Source organism: Arthrobacter paludis (assembly GCF_056782315.1).
In genome coordinates this window covers 15,031-33,342 of sequence record NZ_JBXAEW010000018.1, presented here as the reverse complement: position 1 = coordinate 33,342, position 18,312 = coordinate 15,031, and the positions used below count along the sequence as shown (strand labels likewise).

At 75.1% G+C, this 18,312-nt stretch carries 21 protein-coding genes and 1 riboswitch; of the genes, 1 reads left to right on the top strand and 20 read right to left on the bottom strand.

Features of this window, described 5'->3' with window-relative positions; all coding sequences use genetic code 11:
- Positions 1-195: 195 nt before the first annotated feature.
- From lgt to hisI, 8 genes are all read right to left on the bottom strand, one after another.
- On the bottom strand, positions 196-1,242 hold the full coding sequence (gene lgt / locus AC1Q5D_RS14685) for a prolipoprotein diacylglyceryl transferase (protein WP_481739206.1): 1,047 nt from the start codon (positions 1,240-1,242) through the stop codon (positions 196-198).
- Positions 1,242-2,045 (bottom strand): tryptophan synthase subunit alpha, encoded by an 804-nt coding sequence (gene trpA / locus AC1Q5D_RS14680; RefSeq protein ID WP_481739205.1) that lies wholly within the window; start codon positions 2,043-2,045, stop codon positions 1,242-1,244. The genes lgt and trpA overlap by 1 nt, the downstream gene beginning before the upstream one ends.
- Positions 2,046-2,050: 5 nt before the next feature.
- The gene (trpB, locus tag AC1Q5D_RS14675) at positions 2,051-3,343 is read right to left on the bottom strand and encodes a tryptophan synthase subunit beta (RefSeq protein WP_481739204.1); all 1,293 of its coding nucleotides are present in this window, start codon (positions 3,341-3,343) and stop codon (positions 2,051-2,053) included.
- A 76-nt stretch (positions 3,344-3,419) separates the two neighbouring features.
- A complete protein-coding gene (trpC, locus tag AC1Q5D_RS14670) occupies positions 3,420-4,241 on the bottom strand; it encodes an indole-3-glycerol phosphate synthase TrpC (protein ID WP_481739203.1) in 822 nt (273 codons plus the stop codon).
- A 1-nt stretch (position 4,242) separates the two neighbouring features.
- Positions 4,243-4,509: an HGxxPAAW family protein gene (locus tag AC1Q5D_RS14665; RefSeq protein ID WP_481739202.1), complete on the bottom strand. Its 267-nt coding sequence runs from the start codon at positions 4,507-4,509 to the stop codon at positions 4,243-4,245.
- Between the two features lie 149 nt (positions 4,510-4,658).
- Positions 4,659-5,249, bottom strand: coding sequence for a Trp biosynthesis-associated membrane protein (locus AC1Q5D_RS14660; protein WP_481739201.1), 591 nt, complete (start codon positions 5,247-5,249; stop codon positions 4,659-4,661).
- The gene (locus AC1Q5D_RS14655) at positions 5,249-6,808 is read right to left on the bottom strand and encodes an anthranilate synthase component I (protein WP_481739200.1); all 1,560 of its coding nucleotides are present in this window, start codon (positions 6,806-6,808) and stop codon (positions 5,249-5,251) included. The genes AC1Q5D_RS14660 and AC1Q5D_RS14655 overlap by 1 nt, the downstream gene beginning before the upstream one ends.
- A gap of 113 nt (positions 6,809-6,921) precedes the next feature.
- Positions 6,922-7,323, bottom strand: a complete 402-nt coding sequence (hisI, locus tag AC1Q5D_RS14650) for a phosphoribosyl-AMP cyclohydrolase (RefSeq protein ID WP_481739199.1) — start codon at positions 7,321-7,323, stop codon at positions 6,922-6,924.
- An 81-nt stretch (positions 7,324-7,404) separates the two neighbouring features.
- Between hisI and AC1Q5D_RS14645 the strand changes: the two genes are divergently transcribed.
- Positions 7,405-8,046, top strand: a complete 642-nt coding sequence (locus AC1Q5D_RS14645) for a TIGR03085 family metal-binding protein (protein ID WP_481739198.1) — start codon at positions 7,405-7,407, stop codon at positions 8,044-8,046.
- Between the two features lie 47 nt (positions 8,047-8,093).
- Here the strand turns inward: AC1Q5D_RS14645 and AC1Q5D_RS14640 are convergent, their stop codons facing one another.
- The 12 genes from AC1Q5D_RS14640 to def all read right to left on the bottom strand — a co-directional run bounded on the left by AC1Q5D_RS14640 (position 8,094) and on the right by def (position 18,276).
- Positions 8,094-8,843: a GNAT family N-acetyltransferase gene (locus AC1Q5D_RS14640; RefSeq protein ID WP_481739197.1), complete on the bottom strand. Its 750-nt coding sequence runs from the start codon at positions 8,841-8,843 to the stop codon at positions 8,094-8,096.
- Positions 8,830-9,600: an imidazole glycerol phosphate synthase subunit HisF gene (gene hisF / locus AC1Q5D_RS14635; RefSeq protein WP_481739196.1), complete on the bottom strand. Its 771-nt coding sequence runs from the start codon at positions 9,598-9,600 to the stop codon at positions 8,830-8,832. Before hisF ends, AC1Q5D_RS14640 begins: the two co-directional genes overlap by 14 nt.
- 8 nt (positions 9,601-9,608) lie before the next feature.
- Positions 9,609-10,457 carry an ATP phosphoribosyltransferase gene (gene hisG / locus AC1Q5D_RS14630; RefSeq protein ID WP_481739195.1) on the bottom strand — a complete coding sequence of 283 codons (849 nt, stop codon included), beginning with the start codon at positions 10,455-10,457 and terminating at the stop codon, positions 9,609-9,611.
- 80 nt (positions 10,458-10,537) lie between these two features.
- A complete protein-coding gene (locus tag AC1Q5D_RS14625; RefSeq protein WP_481739194.1) occupies positions 10,538-10,801 on the bottom strand; it encodes a phosphoribosyl-ATP diphosphatase in 264 nt (87 codons plus the stop codon).
- Between the two features lie 68 nt (positions 10,802-10,869).
- Positions 10,870-11,352, bottom strand: coding sequence for a 6,7-dimethyl-8-ribityllumazine synthase (gene ribH, locus AC1Q5D_RS14620; protein ID WP_481739193.1), 483 nt, complete (start codon positions 11,350-11,352; stop codon positions 10,870-10,872).
- Complete coding sequence (ribB, locus tag AC1Q5D_RS14615) at positions 11,349-12,620, bottom strand: 3,4-dihydroxy-2-butanone-4-phosphate synthase (protein WP_481739192.1); 1,272 nt, start codon at positions 12,618-12,620, stop codon at positions 11,349-11,351. Before ribB ends, ribH begins: the two co-directional genes overlap by 4 nt.
- On the bottom strand, positions 12,617-13,246 hold the full coding sequence (locus tag AC1Q5D_RS14610) for a riboflavin synthase (protein WP_481739191.1): 630 nt from the start codon (positions 13,244-13,246) through the stop codon (positions 12,617-12,619). Before AC1Q5D_RS14610 ends, ribB begins: the two co-directional genes overlap by 4 nt.
- Before the next feature lie 2 nt (positions 13,247-13,248).
- Positions 13,249-14,331, bottom strand: coding sequence for a bifunctional diaminohydroxyphosphoribosylaminopyrimidine deaminase/5-amino-6-(5-phosphoribosylamino)uracil reductase RibD (gene ribD / locus AC1Q5D_RS14605; RefSeq protein WP_481739190.1), 1,083 nt, complete (start codon positions 14,329-14,331; stop codon positions 13,249-13,251).
- A 77-nt stretch (positions 14,332-14,408) separates the two neighbouring features.
- A riboswitch (FMN riboswitch) is annotated at positions 14,409-14,541 on the bottom strand.
- A 72-nt stretch (positions 14,542-14,613) separates the two neighbouring features.
- Entirely contained in the window at positions 14,614-15,279 is a 666-nt protein-coding gene (rpe, locus tag AC1Q5D_RS14600) for a ribulose-phosphate 3-epimerase (protein WP_481739189.1), read from the bottom strand.
- Positions 15,276-16,799, bottom strand: coding sequence for an RsmB/NOP family class I SAM-dependent RNA methyltransferase (locus AC1Q5D_RS14595; protein WP_481739188.1), 1,524 nt, complete (start codon positions 16,797-16,799; stop codon positions 15,276-15,278). Before AC1Q5D_RS14595 ends, rpe begins: the two co-directional genes overlap by 4 nt.
- Entirely contained in the window at positions 16,796-17,722 is a 927-nt protein-coding gene (gene fmt, locus AC1Q5D_RS14590) for a methionyl-tRNA formyltransferase (protein ID WP_481739187.1), read from the bottom strand. Before fmt ends, AC1Q5D_RS14595 begins: the two co-directional genes overlap by 4 nt.
- Positions 17,719-18,276 carry a peptide deformylase gene (gene def / locus AC1Q5D_RS14585; protein ID WP_481739186.1) on the bottom strand — a complete coding sequence of 186 codons (558 nt, stop codon included), beginning with the start codon at positions 18,274-18,276 and terminating at the stop codon, positions 17,719-17,721. Before def ends, fmt begins: the two co-directional genes overlap by 4 nt.
- Positions 18,277-18,312: the final 36 nt, after the last annotated feature.

The following is an 18,312-nucleotide window of genomic DNA, read 5'->3' as shown; positions in this document are numbered from 1 at the left end:
CCGTAACGAGGTTTTAACATCCGGAAACGTGCGTGACACGCGCCTCCGCCGCCCCGTGGCGCCCGTCACGCACTCGCCGTAACATTCGCGGACACCGCCCCCATCCGCCCGCCGGGGCACGTCGCGGTGCGGGCCAACGCGAAGCGCCCCCGCTCGGTCGGAGCGGGGGCGCTGGGCGTCTACGGGTCGGGAGGCTCAGCCGTCGGAGCGGTGCTTGGCCTCCCCGGCGGGCTTCGGCGCGTCGGCGTGCTTGCCGTCGGCGGCGGGGTTCCCTCCGTCGCCGGACGCCGCGTGCTTGCCGCCGCCCGTGCCCGGGGTGGTCGCCTTCTTCGCCTTCCGTTCCCGGGTGGGTGCCTCGACCGTGCGGGGCGTCCGCCCCGGCAGGGCGACGCCGGGATCGGGGGTCCCGCGGTAGCGCAGGAGCAGGAACACGAACGCGCCGATGGCCACGCCGAGCAGCAGGATGCTGGTCCACACGTTGAGGCGCTCCGTGATGCCGAAGAACGTCACGAGCTCCGCCTCGTCGATGCGCAGGGCCTCGATCCAGACCCGGCCCAGCGTGTAGTAGGCGACGTAGAGCCAGAACATGGTGCCGCGGCGGAACCGGAAGCGCCGGTCGAGCAGCAGCAGGATCGCCACGCCGGCGAGGTTCCAGAGGGACTCGTAGAGGAACGTCGGGTGGAACAGCGTCCCGGGTTCGGCGCCGGCCGGGAAGTTCGGATGGGCGGGGTCGATCTCCAGGCCCCAGGGCAGCGTCGTGGGCCCGCCGAACAGCTCCTGGTTGAACCAGTTCCCCCAGCGGCCGATCGCCTGGGCCAGCAGGACCCCGGGGGCCGCCGCGTCCGCGAAGGAGGTCAGCCGCACGCCGTAGCGCCGGCAGGCGATCCACGCGCCGACGGCGCCGAGGGCCACGGCGCCCCAGATGCCGAGCCCGCCGCGCCAGATCTGCCACGTCAGGGACAGGTCGCCGGTCCCGTCGAACCCGGGCCCGAAGTAGGCGTCCGGCGAGGAGAAGATGTGGTAGAGCCGCCCGCCGATGATGCCGAAGGGGATGGCCCAGATGCAGATGTCCCAGACGAGGCCGTCGGGCCCGCCCTTGGCCTTCCAGCGGCGCGCCGTCAACCACATGGCGACGACGATGCCGGCGAGGATGCACAACGCGTACGCGTGGATGGTCAGCGGGCCGATCGGGAAGGAGGCCCACTCCGCCGGCGGGCTCGGGATGGAGGCCGGCAGCGCCATCACGCGGTGTCCCCCCGGCCGCTCAGGTCGGCGGTGAGGCGGGCGACGGCGGGGACGCCGCCGTCGCGCAGCGCCGCGACCAGCGCGGTGCCCACGATGACCCCGTCCGCGTACGCCCCGATCTCCTCGACGTGGCCGCGGGTGGAGACGCCGAGCCCGACGCAGGCGCGCGGGGCGCCGGCGTCGTGGGCGGCGTCGACGACGGCCTGCGCCGTCGTCGCGACGTTGGCGCGGGCGCCGGTGACGCCCATGATCGAGACGCAGTACACGAAGCCGCGGCTCGCCTCGACCGTGGCGCGCATCCGCTCCGGCGTGGAGCTGGGCGCCACGAGGAACACGCGGTCCAGCCCGTACTTGTCGGACGCGGCGAGCCACTCGTCCGCCTCGTCCGGGATGAGGTCGGGGGTGATGAGCCCGGCGCCGCCGGCCTCGGCGAGGCGGCGGGCGAACTCGTCGACGCCCAGGCGCATCACGGGGTTCCAGTACGTCATCACGAGCACGGCCGCATCGCAGCGCGCCGTGATCCCGGCGACGATGTCGAAGACCTGGGCGACGCGGAACCCGTTCGCGAGCGCCTCGACGGTCGCGGCCTGGATGACGGAGCCGTCCATCACGGGGTCGGAGTACGGGATGCCGACCTCGATGACGTCCGCGCCGTTCTCCGCCATGGCGACGGCGGCGTCGATGGTGGCCTGGGCGTCCGGGTAGCCGGCCGGCAGGTAGCACACGAGCGCGGGGCGCCCCTCCGCCCGGGCCCGCTCGATGGCGGCGCCCGACTTGCTCTGGACCTCGGTTGCGTCCACGGCCACTACTCCTGCCCCTCGGCGTTCTCGATGATGTCGAACCACTCCGCGGCGGTGCCCACGTCCTTGTCGCCGCGGCCGGAGAGGCTGACGACGACGACGGTCTCCGCCGGGTCGGCCCCGGCCTCGACCTTGCGGCGGCCGACCTTGATGGCGCCGGCCAGGGCGTGCGCGGACTCGATCGCCGGGATGATGCCCTCGGTGCGGCACAGCAGGCTGAACGCCTCCATGGCCTCGGCGTCGGTGACCGGCTCGTAGTTCACGCGCCCGATGTCGTGCAGGTGGGCGTGCTCCGGGCCGACGCCCGGGTAGTCCAGGCCGGCCGAGATCGAGTGGGACTCGATGGTCTGCCCGTCCTCGTCCTGCATGAGGTAGCTGCGGGCGCCGTGGAGGACGCCGGGCCGGCCCAGCGTGATGGTGGCGGCGTGGCGAGGGGTGTCGACGCCCTCGCCGCCGGCCTCGAAGCCGTAGAGCTCGACGCCGGCGTCGTCCAGGAACCCGTGGAAGATCCCGATCGCGTTGGAGCCGCCGCCGATGCACGCGCACACCGCGTCGGGCAGGCGTCCGGCCTGCTCGAGGATCTGGGCGCGGGCCTCCTCGCCGATGACCTCGTGGAAGTAGCGGACCATGGACGGGAACGGGTGCGCCCCGGCCGCGGTGCCGAGCAGGTAGTGCGTCGTGGCGACGTTCGTGACCCAGTCGCGCAGCGCCTCGTTGATGGCGTCCTTGAGCGTCCGGGACCCGGCCGTGACGGGGACGACCTCCGCGCCGAGCAGCTTCATGCGGGCCACGTTGAGCGCCTGCCGGCGGCAGTCCTCCTCGCCCATGTAGACGACGCACTCGAGGCCGAGCAGGGCCGCGGCGGTGGCGCTGGCGACGCCGTGCTGGCCGGCGCCGGTCTCCGCGATGACGCGGGTCTTGCCCATGCGCTTGGCGAGCAGGGCCTGGCCGAGCACGTTGTTGATCTTGTGGCTGCCCGTGTGGTTCAGGTCCTCGCGCTTGAGGAACACCCGCACGCCCCCGGCGTGGGCCGAGAATCGCTTCGCCTCGGTGAGCAGGGAGGGCCGGCCGGAGTAGTTCCGGTTCAGGTCCTCGACCTCGGCCCGGAAGGCCGGGTCGTTCTTCGCCGCCTCGAAGGTCGCCTGCAGCTCGTCGAGCGCCGCGATGAGCGACTCGGGCATCCAGCGGCCGCCGTAGGCGCCGAAGTAGGGGCCGGGCGCGTGGCGCAGGCTCGCGCCGCCGGCCAGGAACGCGTCGGCCGCGGAGTCCGCGGCGCCGGGCGTGGGGTTCTCGGTCATGTGGTGCCGTCCTGTTCTGCGGTGGGCGGGGGGCGTCTGCGCGGGACCGCCGCGGCCTGGGCCGCGGCGGCGTGCGTCAGGCGCGGCGGGCCGCGGTGCCGGCCTCGATGAACGCCCGCACGGACTCCTCGGGCGTGTTGTGGCGCACGAGGGCCTCGCCGACGAGGATCGCGTCGGCCCCGTGGCGCCCGTACTCGGCGACGTCGTCCGCGTCGCGGACCCCGGACTCGGCCACGACGACGGCCTCCGCCGGGATCCCCCCGGCGAGCCGGGCGAACGTGGAGCGGTCGACGTCGAGGGTCTTGAGGTTGCGGACGTTGACGCCGATGATCCGCGCGCCGGCGGCGACGGCCCGCGCCACCTCCTCCTCGGTGTGCGTCTCGACGAGGGCGTTCATGCCCAGCTCGTGGGTCAGCGCGAGCATCGAGGCGAGTTCGGCGTCGTCGAGCGCGGCGACGATGAGCAGCACCAGGTCGGCCCCGTGCGCGCGGGCCTCGTGGATCTGGTAGTCGTCGACCGTGAAGTCCTTGCGCAGCAGGGGCAGGTCGACGGCGGCGCGCACGGCGTCGAAGTCGGTCAGGGAGCCGCCGAAGCGGCGCTGCTCGGTGAGGACGGAGACCACGGAGGCGCCACCGTCGCGGTACCGGGCCGCCAGCGTGGCGGGCTCGGGGATGTCGGCCAGGGCCCCCTTCGACGGGCTCTTGCGCTTGACTTCCGCGATGACGCGCAGCGTGCCGTCCCGCGGCGTCCCGGCCGCCGCGCCGCCGAGCGCTGCGTAGGCGTCCCGGGCGGCCGGGGCGGCGGCGGCGAGGCGGCGGATCTCGGCGTCGGGCACGGCCCGGCGGCGCTCCTCGAGGTCCTCGCGGACCCCGGCGATGATGTCGTCGAGAACCGTCACGCTAGTGGTGGCCGTTGTCCTTGGACTTGCTGCCGCCGACGCCGTAGCCGGCCTTGCGCAGCAGGGCGCCGACGACGAGGCCCCCGAGGATGACGACGGACCCGATGGCGAACCAGAGCGTGCTGGCCAGCGCGAAGCCGACGCAGGCGACCAGGCAACCCACGAGCATGATGCCCACGGCCGACCACGCGGCGACGCTGTTGCCGTGCCCCACGGGCTCGGCGTGCATCGGATCGATACCCTGCGGGGTCTTCACGGTGGTGGACATCGCGTCTCTACTCCTCTGGTGGCGATTCCGGGCCGCGGCCCGGGCGGAACTGCTGTCCATTCTGCCATTCTTTTGGCGGCGGACGCGCCATGGTGACGCCGCGCGGCGGGGGCCCGGCGGCGCGCGCCGCCGGTCCCCCCGGGGGGCCGTCAGTCGGTGGGGTCCTCGCCACGGGAGAGCCGGTCCCAACCGTCGATCTCGTCGATCGAACCGTCCCGGGCGGGCGTTCCGGCCTCCGCGGCGCCGCCGTCGTACTTGCGGCTCGCGGCCCAGCCCCGCCCGGCGACGGCGAGGACGACGGCGGTGGCGGCGATCCAGGCGCCGGCGGCGGCGGCGACCCACGGCCACGCGGCGGTGTCGTAGGTCCCGTCGACGCGCGGCATGCCGGCGGCGGCGCCCACGGCGGTCGCGGCGGCGCCCACCGGGTCGGCCAGGACGGCCAGCGCGGACGCGGCGATCCCGACGCCGGCGGCGGCGAGCAGCACGGCGATCACCCAGCGCGCGACGCGGCCGGCGATCGCCGCGGCGACGCCCGCGGCCAGGGCGACGACGGCGAGGGCCGCGACGGCGGTGGCGGCGTCGGACCCGGCGACCTCGATGGTCCCCGACACCGGGTTGCCGGCGGCGGGAACCACGGTGATCCAGGTGCGTGTCGTGCACGCGAGGGCGGCCACGGCGCCGGCCACCGCGGCGAGGATCGTGGCCCGGCGGGTGGGGCGGCGTCCGGCGCGGGCCGCCACTAGGCGTCCTCCCCCGTGCCCGTGGCCGGGGCCAGGGTGCCGGCGGCCCAGACGGCGCGCAGCGGGGCGGCGCACTTGTTCACGCTCTCCAACGCCTCCGCGTCGAGCTGCGAGTCGGCGACGATCCCGCCGCCGGCCTGCACGTACGCGCGGCCGTTCTTCAGCAGCGCGGAGCGGATCGCGATCGCCAGGTCCATGTCCCCGGCGAAGTCCAGGTAGCCCACCACGCCGCCGTACACGCCGCGGCGGTGCGGTTCGTACTCGTCCAGCAGCTGCAGGGCCCGGGGCTTCGGCGCGCCGGAGAGCGTGCCGGCCGGGAACGTCGCGGCGAGGGCGTCGTAGCTGGTGGCGTCCGCGGCCAGCCGGCCGACGACGTTGGAGACCAGGTGCATGATGTGGCTGAAGCGCTCGACCTCCATGAACTGGGTGACCTCGACCGTGCCGGGCTCGCAGACCTTGGAGAGGTCGTTGCGGGCCAGGTCGACCAGCATCAGGTGCTCGGCCTTCTCCTTCTCGTCCTCGAGGAGGTCCTTCTCGTGGAGCAGGTCCTCCTCGTACGTGGCCCCGCGGGGGCGGGACCCGGCGATCGGGTGCGTGACGACGTGGCGGTCGTTGACGGTGACGAGCGCCTCGGGCGAGGAGCCGACGATGGAGTAGGGCGCGCCGTGGGCGTCCTCGAACGTGAACAGGTACATGTACGGGCTCGGGTTCGTGGTGCGCAGGATCCGGTAGACGTCCAGCGGCCGGGCCTGGGTCTCGAGCTCGAACCGGCGCGAGACGACGACCTGGAACACCTCGCCGTCGACGATCGCCTCCTTGCCGCGGAGGATGGCCCGCCGGTACGAGTCCTCGTCCCAGCTGTGGGTCACGGCCCGCATCAGCACGTTCCGGTCGACGTCGGCGCCGTGGAAGACCGCGGCCGGGGCGACGGCGGCCTCCTGCAGCTTGTCGAGCATCGCGTCGAGGCGCTGGACGGCGTGCTCGTACGCCCCGTCGACGCCGGTGTCCGCGCCGTCCTGGTTGATCGCGTTGGCGATGAGCGTGACGGTCCCGTCCGTGTTGTCGTGCACCGCCATGTCCGCGACGAGGTTCATGGCCAGCTCGGGCAAGCCCAGGTCGTCCTGGGGCGGGTGCGGCAGGCGCTCCCAGTGGCGGACGGCCTCCCACCCGACGAAGCCGACCATGCCGGAGGTGAACGGGGGCAGCCCGGCCAGCGGCTCGGTGCGCAGCATGGCGACCGTGTCCCGCAGGACGTCGACCGGGCTCCCCCCGGTCGGGACGCCGGCCGGCGGGTGGCCGACCCAGAAGGCCTCGCCGTCGCGCGAGGTCAGCGTGGCTGGCGAGCCGCACCCGATGAACGAGTAGCGGCTCCAGACGCCGCCGGCCGCCGCGCTCTCCATGAGGAACGTGCCGGGGCGCCCCCCGGCCAGGCGCTGGTAGATGGCGACGGGCGTCAGGGAGTCGGCGAGCACGCGGCGGGAGACCGGGATGACGCGGCGGGACGCGGCGAGCGTGCGGAACTCTTCGAGGGTGGGGCTGGTGGTCCCGAGGGGCTGCATGGCGTGCTTTCGTGGTCGGGGCGCCGGGCGGGTCCGGCCGCGGTGCGGCGGTTCCGACGGGCCGGGGTCTAGGGCGCCCGGGGTGCGGACGCCGCGGTCTGGGGCACCGGGGTCTAGCCGGTGGCGTCGGTGACGGCGGGCAGGTCGCGGCCGTCGAAGCAGGTGCGCGTGCCGGTGTGGCACGCCGGACCGACCTGGTCGACGCGCACGAGGAGGGCGTCGCCGTCGCAGTCCAGGGCCACGCCGCGGACGAGTTGGATGTGCCCGGACGTATCGCCCTTGCGCCAGTATTCGCTCCGGGACCGGGACCAGTAGGTCGCCCGGCCGGTCGTGAGCGTGCGGCGCAGGGCCTCCTCGTCCATCCAGCCGAGCATGAGCACCTCGCCGGTGTCGTGCTGCTGGACGACGGCGGCGACCAGTCCGTCGGGGGTCTTCTTCAGGCGCGCCGCGAGGGCCGGGTCGAGCTTCTCGGCGGCGTCCGGCGCGGGCGCTGGTGGGTTCTGGTTCTCGGGCATCGCGGCCAGTCTACCGGCCGGGCACCGTCACGATCCGACACACGCCCCGGGGTCCGGGGCTCCGTGCTAGTTTCGGGATTGATGAGATTCGTACCGCCCTCACGCGAGGTTCTGGCCGAGGTCCTGCTGGCGGCAGGGCCGGATGCGCCGACGCTGTGCGAGGGATGGCGGACCCGCCACCTGGCCGCCCACTTGGTCCTGCGCGAGCACTCCCCGCTCGTGGTGGGGATGGTCGTGCGTCCGCTCTCCGCGGGGTACCGCCGCTCGCTGGCGCGCCTGGCCGCCGAGTCGGCGACCCCGGAGGGCTACGCCGCCACGGTCGAGCGGTTCCGCTCGGGCCCGCACCGGCTCTCCCCGTTCGCCCTGCCGCCGGTCGAGCGCGCGGCGAACCTCGTCGAGTTCTTCGTCCACACGGAAGACGTGCGCCGCGCCGGGGACCGTTGGGCGCCACGGATCCTGGACGAGGAATACGCCGAGGACCTCTGGGGTGCGCTGCTCCGCTCGGCCGGGACCATGTACCGCCGGGCCGGGGTCGGCGTGATCCTGCGTCGGCCCGACGGCGTGCGCCACGTGGCGCGCCGCGCCGACGACTCCGTCGCCGTGACCGGCGATCCGGGCGAGCTGCTGCTGCACGCCACCGGCCGGACCGGCCACGCGCTGGTCACCTTCGAGGGCTCCGACGAGGCCATCTCCCACCTCTCCGGGACGCGCCGCCCGTTCTAGCGGCCTGACCGCGCGCCGCCCTCTTCCACGGCCGCGGCCGCCCCCGCCTACGGGCGCCCGACGCGGTAGTGGTACGAGCTCGTCGTGCTGAACCCCAGGGAGTGGTAGAGCAGGATCGTCTGCGTGTTGGCCTCGCGCACCTGCAGCCAGACGCCGTCGAGCCCGCGCGCATCGGCCTCGGCCAGCAGCGCGCGGACGACGGCGCTGCCGTACCCGCGGCGCCGGGCGTCCGGGCGGGTCGCGACGCAGTACAGGCCGCCGTAGCCCTCCGCCAGCGCGAGCCGTGCCGTCGCGACGGTGCGGCCGTCGACGCGAAGCGACGCGTACACGGCCTCGCACGCGCGCAGGATGGCGCGGGACACCGCCCGCTCGTCGGCGGCGCCCGGGCCCTCCTGCGCCCAGTAGACGTCGAGCCACTCGTCGTCGGGCGCTCCGTCGAAGGACACGCGGGGGTCGGGCGGGCCGGCGAAGCGGTGCAGGTCCGCGCCCCCGGCAGTCTGCACCAGCGTCGGGGACTCGATGCGGTAGCCGCGCTCCCCGAGGAACGCGTCGAGGCCCTCCGGGACGGCCGGGCTGATTTGGAACGCGGGCTCGAGCCAGCGCGCGGCGCTGCGGCGTTCGACCTCCGCGACGGCCGCGCCCAGGTCGTCGGGCTCCCCCAGCGGCAGCACGGAGTTGGCGCGCCGGCTCACCCCCGCCGAGAAGCGGATGTCCCAGCCATCGACCCGGCCGCGCTCGAGCGCCGGCCAGGCGGCGTCCATGAGACGCTCGAGGCGGCCTGGCTCAGCGAACGGCATGCCCGTCCTGACGGATCGCCTCCTTGACCCGGCCGATCATGTCGACGGGGCCAAAGTGGAAGATCGAGGCCGCGAGCACCGCGTCGGCACCGGCGCGGATCGCCGGCGGGAAGTGCTCGGGCGCCCCGGCCCCGCCGGAGGCGATGAGCGGAACCCTCACGGCCTCGCGCACGGCCCGGATCATCTCCAGGTCGAAGCCCTCCTTCGTGCCGTCGGCATCGATGGAGTTCAGCAGGATCTCCCCCACGCCGCGCTCGGCGGCCTCGCGGGCCCAGGCGACGGCGTCGATGCCCGTCCCGGTCCGCCCGCCGTGGGTCGTGACCTCGAAGCCGGACGGCAGGCCCGGGGAGGCGCTGCGGCGCGCGTCCAGGGACAGCACCAGCACCTGGGAGCCAAACCGCGAGGTGATGTCGCTGATCACCTCGGGCCGGGCGACGGCGGCCGTGTTGATGGAGGCCTTGTCCGCGCCGGAGCGCAGCAGGCGGTCCACGTCGTCGGGCGTGCGCACGCCGCCGCCGACGGTCAGCGGGATGAAGACCTCCTCGGCCGTGCGGGCGACGACGTCGAACGTCGTCTCCCGGTTGCCGGAGGACGCGGTGACGTCGAGGAACGTGATCTCGTCGGCGCCCGCGGCGTTGTACCGCTTGGCGAGTTCGACCGGGTCCCCGGCGTCGCGCAGGCCCTCGAAGTTGACGCCCTTGACGACGCGCCCGGCGTCGACGTCGAGGCAGGGGATGACACGGATGGCGACACTCACGGCAGGCCCTAGATGCGGCAGGCGTGGATGTTCGTCACGAGGATCGCCCGCGCACCCAGCGTGTACAGCTCGTCCATGATGTTGTTGGTCTGGCTCTTGCGCACCATGGCGCGCACGGCCACCCAGTCCCCGTCCTGGAGCGGCGAGACCGTGGGCGACTCCAGCCCCGGGGTGAGGCGGCTGGCCTCGTCGACGAGTTCGCGGCGGATGTCGTAGTCGAGCATCACGTACCGGCGGGCGACGAGCACGCCGGTCAGGCGGCGCTTGAGGACCTCCAGGCCGGCCGGGTGCTCCCCGGTCCGGCCGATGAGCACGGCCTCGGAGTGCAGGATCGGGTCGCCGAAGATGTCCATCCCGGCGGCCTTGAGCGTGTTGCCCGTCTCGACGACGTCGGCGATCGCGTCCGCGACGCCGAGGCGCACGGAGGACTCCACGGCGCCGTCCAGGCGCACCGTCTGCGCGTCGATGCCGTGCTCGGCCAGGTAGCCGCGTAGCAGCCCGTCGTAGCTCGTGGCGACGCGCTTGCCGTTGAGCTGCGCGACCGAGTCGAACGTGCCGGCGGGGCCGGCGAAGCGGAACGTGGAGGAGCCGACGCCCAGGGGCAGCAGCTCCTCGGCGTCGCCGTTGACCTCGGCGTCCAGGAACAGGTCGCGGCCGGTGATGCCGACGTCCAGGATGCCGCGGCCGACGTACACGGCGATGTCGCGGGGGCGCAGGTAGAAGAACTCGATGTCGTTGTCGGGGTCGACGATGACCAGCTCGCGGTTGTCGCGGCGCTGGAGGTAGCCGGCCTCGCGGAGCATGGCGGTGGCGACCTCGGAGAGGGATCCCTTGTTCGGGACGGCGACGCGCAGCATGAAGGGCTCGATTCTGTCGGGGTGTCTGCTCGGGGAGTGGTGCGGCGGCGCCGCCCGCCGGCCCTGGGCCGGCCGGGCGGCTACAGGTGCTTGTACACGTCCTCGAGCGTGAGCCCCTTGGCCAGCATGAGGACCTGCAGGTGGTACAGCAGCTGCGAGATCTCCTCGGCGGCGGCCTCGTCGGACTCGTACTCCGCGGCCATCCACACCTCGGCGGCCTCCTCGACGACCTTCTTGCCGATCCCGTGGACGCCCGAGTCGAGCTCCGCGACGGTGCGGGAGCCCTCCGGGCGGGACGCGGCCTTGTCGGCCAGTTCGGCGAAGAGGGAGTCGAAGGTTTTCACGCCTCCAAGGGTAGCGGCTGGCCCAGCGGCCCCCTCACCGGACCCCGGCAATGTGACGAAGGCCGCGTTCACCGGGTCGCGAGCGCCAGGGCCGTGAGCAGGGCCGCGGACATCGCCTCGTGACCCTTGTCCTCGGCCGAGCCGGGCAGTCCGGCCCGGTCGATCGCCTGATCCTCCGTGTCGCACGTCAGCACCCCGAACCCGACGGGCGTGCCCGTGCGGACGGAGACGTCCGTGAGCCCCGCCGTCGCGCCCTGGCACACGAACTCGAAGTGCGGCGTGCCGCCGCGGACGACCACGCCCAGGGCGACGACCGCGTCGTGCGTGTGCGCGAGCCGCGCCGCGGCGACGGGCAGCTCGAACGTGCCCGGCACCCGGACGACCTCCGGGGCCTTGATCCCGGCCTCGGCGGCGGCGCGCAGCGCCCCGTCGAGCAGGCCGCCCATGACCTGCTCGTGCCAGCTGGCGGCCACGATCACGGCGCGCAGGCCGGCGGCGCCGGCCGCGGCGAGGGTCTCGGTCTGGGTGGTGGGGGCTCCGTGGCCGCTCATGCGTTCTCCTCCTGGTGCTGTGCGGTGGCCGCCTCGAGGACGGCCGGGTCGATGCGGTGGTTCAGGCGCTCGCGCTTGGTGCGCAGGTAGCGCGTGTTCTCGGGGCGCGCCGTGATGGTGCTGGGCACGGATTCGACGACGTCGATGCCGCCCTGGCGCAGCCACTCCTCCTTGCGGGGGTTGTTGGTGAGCAGGCGGACGCGCTCCTGGCCGAGGCTGTGCAGGATCGCGGCGGCCGCGTCGTAGCGGCGCGCGTCCACGGGCAGGCCCAGCTGCTCGTTGGCCTCCACGGTGTCGGCCCCGCCGTCCTGCAGCGCGTAGGCGCGGATCTTGTTGCCGAGCCCGATGCCGCGGCCCTCGTGCCCGCGCAGGTAGACGACCGTTCCCCCCTCGGCGGCGACGGCGGCCAGCGCCGCGTGGAGCTGCTCGCCGCAGTCGCAGCGGTAGGAGCCGAACACGTCGCCGGTGAGGCACTCGGAGTGCAGGCGCACCAGTGGGGCGCCTGCCGGCGCCGTCGGCGCGGTCAGCGTCAGGTGCTCGTCGCCGGTGGCGCGCTCCGTCCAGGCGCGCACGGAGAACGTGCCGAACGGGGTCGGCAGCGCCACGGCGGGTCCGCCGACGACGGCCTCCGGCTCGGGCGCCGTCGCGCGCTCCGGGCCGCCGCCCGCCAGGTAGGCGGAGAGGTCCTCGATGCTGACGAGCGGGATCTCCCACCGGTCGGCGAACTCACGCAGGGCGGGCAGGCGCATCATGGTGCCGTCGTCGTGGGTGAGCTCGGCGATGACGCCGACCGGCTCGAGCCCGGCCAGACGGCACAGGTCGACGGACGCCTCCGTGTGCCCGCGGCGGGCCAGGACGCCGGCGTCGACGGCGCGCAGCGGGAACATGTGGCCGGGCCGGTTGATGTCGGCCGGCCGGGCGTGGGGGTCGGCGAGGACGCGGGCCGTGGTGGCGCGGTCCGCGCCGGAGATGCCGGTGGTGGTGCCGGCGGCGGCGTCGCAGGAGATCGTGTACGCCGTGCCCTTGGCGTCCTCGTTGACCTCCACCATGGGCGGCAGGCCGAGCGCGTCGGCCCGCTCGCCGGTGAGCGGGACGCAGATGACGCCCGAGGAGTGGCGGATCGTCCAGCCCATGAGCTCGGGGGTGGCGAACTCCGCGGCGAAGATGATGTCGCCCTCGTTTTCGCGGTCCTCGTCGTCGACGACCACGACGGGGCGGCCCGCGGCGATGGCGGCGACGGCGTCGGCGACCGGGTCCAGCAGGCTCATGCCGTCCCCTCCCCCGCGCCGAAGGCCACCAGCCGCTCGGCGTACTTGGCCATGACGTCCACCTCGAGGTTGACGCGGTCCCCGGCGGCGCGCCGGCCCAGGACCGTGTCGCGGAGGGTGGCGGGGATGAGCGCGACCTCGAACCACTGCTCGGGGTCGGCGGCGGCGGACACGGCGGTGACGGTCAGGGAGACGCCGTCGATGGCGATCGATCCCTTGCGGGCGACGTACCGGGCCAGGTCCCGCGGCAGCGCGAAGCGCAGGCGCTCCCAGTTGCCCTCGGGGACCCGCTCGAGCAGCGACCCGGTCCCGTCGACGTGGCCCTGGACGACGTGGCCGTCGAGCCGCCCGCCGGCGGGGACGCACCGCTCGAGGTTGACCTCGTCGCCGGGGGCGAGCGTCCCGGTCGTGGTCAGGTCGAGCGTCTCGCCCATGACGTCCAGGTCCACGGCGTCGCCGTCGATGGAGATGGCGGTCAGGCACACGCCGTTCACGGCCAGGGACCCGCCCAGGCCGAGGTCGGCCGCGTGGCCGGGGGCGGTGACGGTCAGGACGGCGGCGGCGCCGTCCGGGGTGGGGCGGAGGCCCTCGACGCGGCCGAGGCCGCTGACGATTCCGGTGAACATGGCTACTTCCTGGTTTCTGCCGCGGGTGCGGGCTCGAGGTGGAGGACGGCGTCGCCGCCCAGGAGCTGGTGGGCGGGGCCGCCGGCGGGGTCGGCGCGCCACCGCGGTGCGGCGGCGAGCGTGCCGATGCCGAGGTCCCCGACGGCGCCGCGTCCGGCGCCGAGGAACAGGGGCGCCTGGTAGAGCCAGACCTCGTCGACGAGCCCGGCGGCCAGGAACGCGGTGGCCACGGAGGCGCCGCCCTCGACCATCGCGTGGTCGACGCCCTCGGCCGCGAGGGCGGCGAGGACCTCGGCGGGGTCGTGGGTGCGCAGGTGCCGGAAGCGCCCGTCGGTGCCGCGGACGGCGGCGTCCGCCGGCACGTCGCGGGTGCCCATGGCGACACGCAGCGGCTGTCGGTGGAGCGGCCCCTCCGGGCCGCGGGCGGTCAGGCGGGGGTCGTCCGCGAGGATCGTGCCGGTGCCGGCGATGATCGCCTCCGCCCGGGCCCGCACGCCGTGGCTGTGCTGCCGCGACTCGGGCCCGGTGATCCACTGGCTGGTCCCGTCCGCGGCGGCGATCCGCCCGTCGAGGCTCTGCGCCAGGTGCAGGCTGGTGAAGGGCCGCCCGGCGGCGCGCGCGGCGAACCAGCGGTGGTTCAGCTCGAGCGACTCGGCCTCCAGCAGGCCGCCGACGACGTCGCGGCCGGCGGCGCGGAGGCGGGCGGCGCCGCCCCGGGCGCGGTCGGTGGTGTCGGAGGCGGCGTAGACGATGCGCCCGATGCCGGCCTCCTCGATCGCCCCGGCGCACGGCCCGGTGCGGCCGGTGTGGTTGCAGGGCTCGAGCGTGACGACCATCGTGAGTCGGGCCGCCTCGTCGGCGGGGACGGGGCCCAGCGCCGCCAGCGCGGCGGCCTCCGCGTGGGGGGTCCCGGCGCCGGCGTGGTGCCCCGTGGCCAGGACCCGGCCCTCGGCGTCGACGACGGCGGCGCCCACGAGCGGGTTGGCGCCGCGGTGCCCGTGGCGCGCTGCGTCGAGGGCCAGGCGCATGGCGCCGGCCTCGATCTCGGTGGGGGCCGCGGGGCTTCGCCGCCGCTGGTCTTCCATCGTTCCTCCTTGTCGGCCGCACGGGCCCCGGGGGTAACGACGGTTCGGCCCGGTGCGCGTCGGCACCGGCCTACTGTGTACGTGCTTCTCCCATCCAGACTTTAACTGTCGGTACCGGAATTCCACCGGTTCAACCTCGGCGCCTTGCGGCGCCTCGGGTCGCGGACTTTGACCGCCGGTTCGGACTTTCACCGACCCCGGAGCACGTGAAGTGTTTCGTTGATTAAAGCACAAGGCCCGCCGGGGCATTCCCCCGCCGGGCCCGCGTGCGCGTCGGGCGCGTCACATCGCGTCACGTGGCCCCGCGGCGTCGCGCAGCGCGCCGATGGCGGCGGCCGCGTCGTCCGTGCCGTAGACGGCGGAGCCGGCGACGAACACGTCGGCACCGGCCTCCGCCGCGCGGACGATCGTCTCGCGGGTGATGCCGCCGTCGACCTGCAGGGCCACCGGCACGCCGGCGCCGTCGATGGCGGCCCGGGCCCGCCGGATCTTGGGCAGCACCACGTCGAGGAACGCCTGCCCGCCGAAGCCCGGCTCGACGGTCATGAGCAGCAGCATGTCCAGCTCGGGCAGCAGGTCAAGGTAGGGCTCGACCGGGGTCGCGGGCTTGAGCGCCATCGACGCCTTGGACCCGCGGGCGCGCAGCTCGCGGGCGAGGCGGACCGGGGCGCCGGAGGCCTCGGCGTGGAAGGTCACGGACGCGGCGCCGGCGTCCGCGTACCCGGGGGCCCACCGGTCAGCGTCGGAGATCATCAGGTGCACGTCCAGCGGCAGCGCGGTGACCTCGCCGATCCGCTGGACGACGGGCGGCCCGAGCGTCAGGTTGGGGACGAAGTGGTTGTCCATGACGTCCACGTGCACGGCGTCCGCGGTGTCGATGCGCCGCAGCTCGGCCTCGAGGTTGGCGAAGTCGGCGGAGAGGATGCTCGGGTGGATGCGGCAGGTCACGGGGCGGGCCTTTCGTCGACGGTCAGCAGGGCCAGGAACATGGCGTCGGTGCCGTGCAGGTGCGGCCACAGCTGCACGGTGGACCCCCCGGCCGCGGGGCGCGCCGCCCCGGGGACGCGGCCGTCGACGCTGGCCGCCGCGGCCGCGGCCCCGGCGTCGAGCAGCCGCGCCCCGGGGTGGCGGCGGAGGGCGTCCTCGACTACGGCGACGGTCTCCGCCGGGTGGGGCGAGCAGGTGACGTATGCGACCACGCCGCCGGGCCGGACCGCCGCGAGGGCCGCGTCGAGCAGCTCGCCCTGGAGGGACGCGAGCTCGGGGATGTCGTCGGGGCGCTTGCGCCAGCGGGACTCGGGACGGCGGCGGAGGGCGCCGAGCCCGCTGCAGGGGGCGTCGACCATGATCCGGTCGAAGCGCTGGTCGGCCGGGACGCCGGCATAGCGGCGCCCGTCGCCCTCGACGACCGACCAGGTCCCCTCCGGCAGGGCCGAGAGGGCCCGCTCGACGAGGTCGGCGCGGTGGGTGGCCGGCTCGTTCGCGGTCAGCTCCCCGCCGCGCTGGCCGACGAGGGCCGCGAGCAGGGCGGCCTTGCCCCCGGGGCCAGCACACAGGTCCAGCCAGTCGGTGTCCCGGCCCTGCAGGGGCGCGGCGGCGAGGGCCCGGGCGACGAGCTGGGAGCCGGCGTCCTGGACGCGGGTCGTGCCCGCCCGGACCGACTCGAGCCGCGCCGGGTCCCCGGCGGCGTAGGTGGCGGAGCCGGGCACGAGCGCCCCGGGCTCGGCGCCGGCGGCGAGGGCCTCGCCGAGGTCGCCTGCCCCGGGCAGGGCGACGAGGTTGACCACGGGCGCCAGGTTGTCGGCGGCCAGCAGGTCCTCGATCTCGGCGGCCGGGCGGCCGTGGGCGGCGAGGGCCTGGCGCAGGGCCCGGACGACCCACTCGGGGTGGCTGTGCACGAGCGCGTCGCGGGCGGCGTCGTCCTCCACCCCCTCGAGCAGCTCGGCCTGCCACTGGCCGAGGTCGCGCGCGGCGACCTTGCGCAGGACGGCGTTGACCAGGCCGGAGGCGCCGGCGCCGACCCGTTCACGGGTCAGGGCGACGGTCTCGTCCAGGGCCGCGTGCGAGGGCACGCGCATGGCGAGCAGCTGGTGGGCGCCCAACCGGAGCACGTCGAGCACGGCCGGGTCGAGCTGGTCCAGCGGCCGGTCGACGCAGCGGGACAGGACGGCGTCGTAGAGGCCCTGGCCGCGCAGGGCCCCATAGGCGAGCTCGGTGGCGAAGCCGGCGTCGCGCCGGTCGAGCCGGTGGGCCCGGATCCGGCCGGGCAGCACCAGGTTCGCGTAGGCGTCCTCGCCCGTGACGGCACGGACGGTCTCGAAGGCCGCCAGCCGGGCCGCGTCGGCCCGGCGCTTGCGCTGCGAGGGCGCAGCCTGGCTGAACCGCCGCGGGGCCGCCCCGCCGCGGTTGCGCTCGCGGCCGGCCTCGTTGCGGCGGGGCCCGCGCCCGCCCCCCTGCTCCGGACTCACTCGAAGACCACCTCCGCGCCGCCGAGGCCGCGCGCCCAGTCGGCGGCGGCCATCTCCTTCTTCCCGGCGGGCTGGATCCGGCGCAGCTCGAGGGCGTGCGAGCCGGTGCCGACGAGCACCCGCGGCGGCTTGCCGGGCACGGTGCGCACCTGGCCGGGGGCCAGGTCGGTGGTGCTGGGGTCCGCCGCGGGCGGGCCGAGCTTGACTCGCTGGCCGCCGGACGTGGTCCAGGCGCCGGGCTCCGGGGTGGTCCCGTTGATGCGGCGGCGCACCGCCAGAGCGGGCTGGCTCCAGTCGATGCGCCCGTCGGCGAGGCCCAGCTTGGGGGCGTAGGTCGGCTCGCCCCGCTGCGGCTCGGCGACCAGCCGCCCCGCCCCGAGCCCGGCCAGTGTCTGGGAGAGCAGGACCGAGCCGCTGTGGGCGAGCCGCGTCAGCAGGTCCCCCGCCGTGTCGTCGGGGCCGACGGGTTCGGTCAGGCTTCCGAAGACGGGGCCGGTGTCCAGGCCCTCCTCGAGGCGGAACGTGACGGCGCCGGTGATGTCGTCTCCATGGATGACGGCGTGCTGGACCGGGGCCGCGCCGCGCCAGGCCGGAAGCAGGGAGAAGTGGAGGTTGATCCAGCCGTGCCGGGGCACGTCGAGGGCCGCGGGCGGAACGAGGCCGCCGTAGGCGACGATCGCGGCCGCGTCGGGGGCGGCCGCGCGGATCGCCGCGGTCGCCTCGCCGTCGATGCGGTTCGCCTTAATGACGTGGAGGCCGAGTTCCCCGGCCCTGCGGGCCACCGGGGAGGGGGTGGGGACGCGCTTGCGGCCGACGGGGGCGTCCTCGCGCGTGAGGACGGCGGCGATCTCGAATCCGTCCGTGGCGAGGCGGTCGAGGGAGGGGACCGCGACCTCGGGCGTGCCGGCGAAGAGGATCCTCATCGGGCGCCCCCGAAGCTGGTCCCGAGGCTCGCGGAGCGCTGGGTGACGGTGGAGGAGGCGACGCGGTCGTAGCCGGCGGAGCGGATGGAGCGGAGCGCCTCGCGCTTGGCCTCGCCGCGGAGCCGGTCGACGTAGAGCCGTCCGTTGAGGTGGTCGGTCTCGTGCTGGAGGCACCGGGCGAGCAGGCCCTCGCCCTCGACCCGGACCGGACGGCCGTGCGCGTCGGAGCCGCTGACGCGCGCCCACGTGGCGCGGGGGGTGGCGAAGCCCATGCCGGGGACGGAGAGGCATCCTTCGGAGCCCCCGGTGTCCAGCTGGTCCCCGGTCTCCAGCACGGGGTTGACCACATGGCCGCGGGACCCGTCGATGTCGTACGTAAAGACGCGCAGGCTGATCCCGACCTGCGGGGCGGCCAGGCCCACGCCGCCGACGTCGGCCATCGTCTCCTCCATGTCCCTCACGAGCCGCCGGAGCGCGTCGTCGAAGTCCACCACCTCGTCGGCGGGGGTGCGGAGGACCGGGTCCCCCACGATGCGGATCGCCATGACGGCCATGTGTGTTTCGCTCCTCCCGCCGGTGCCCGGCAATGT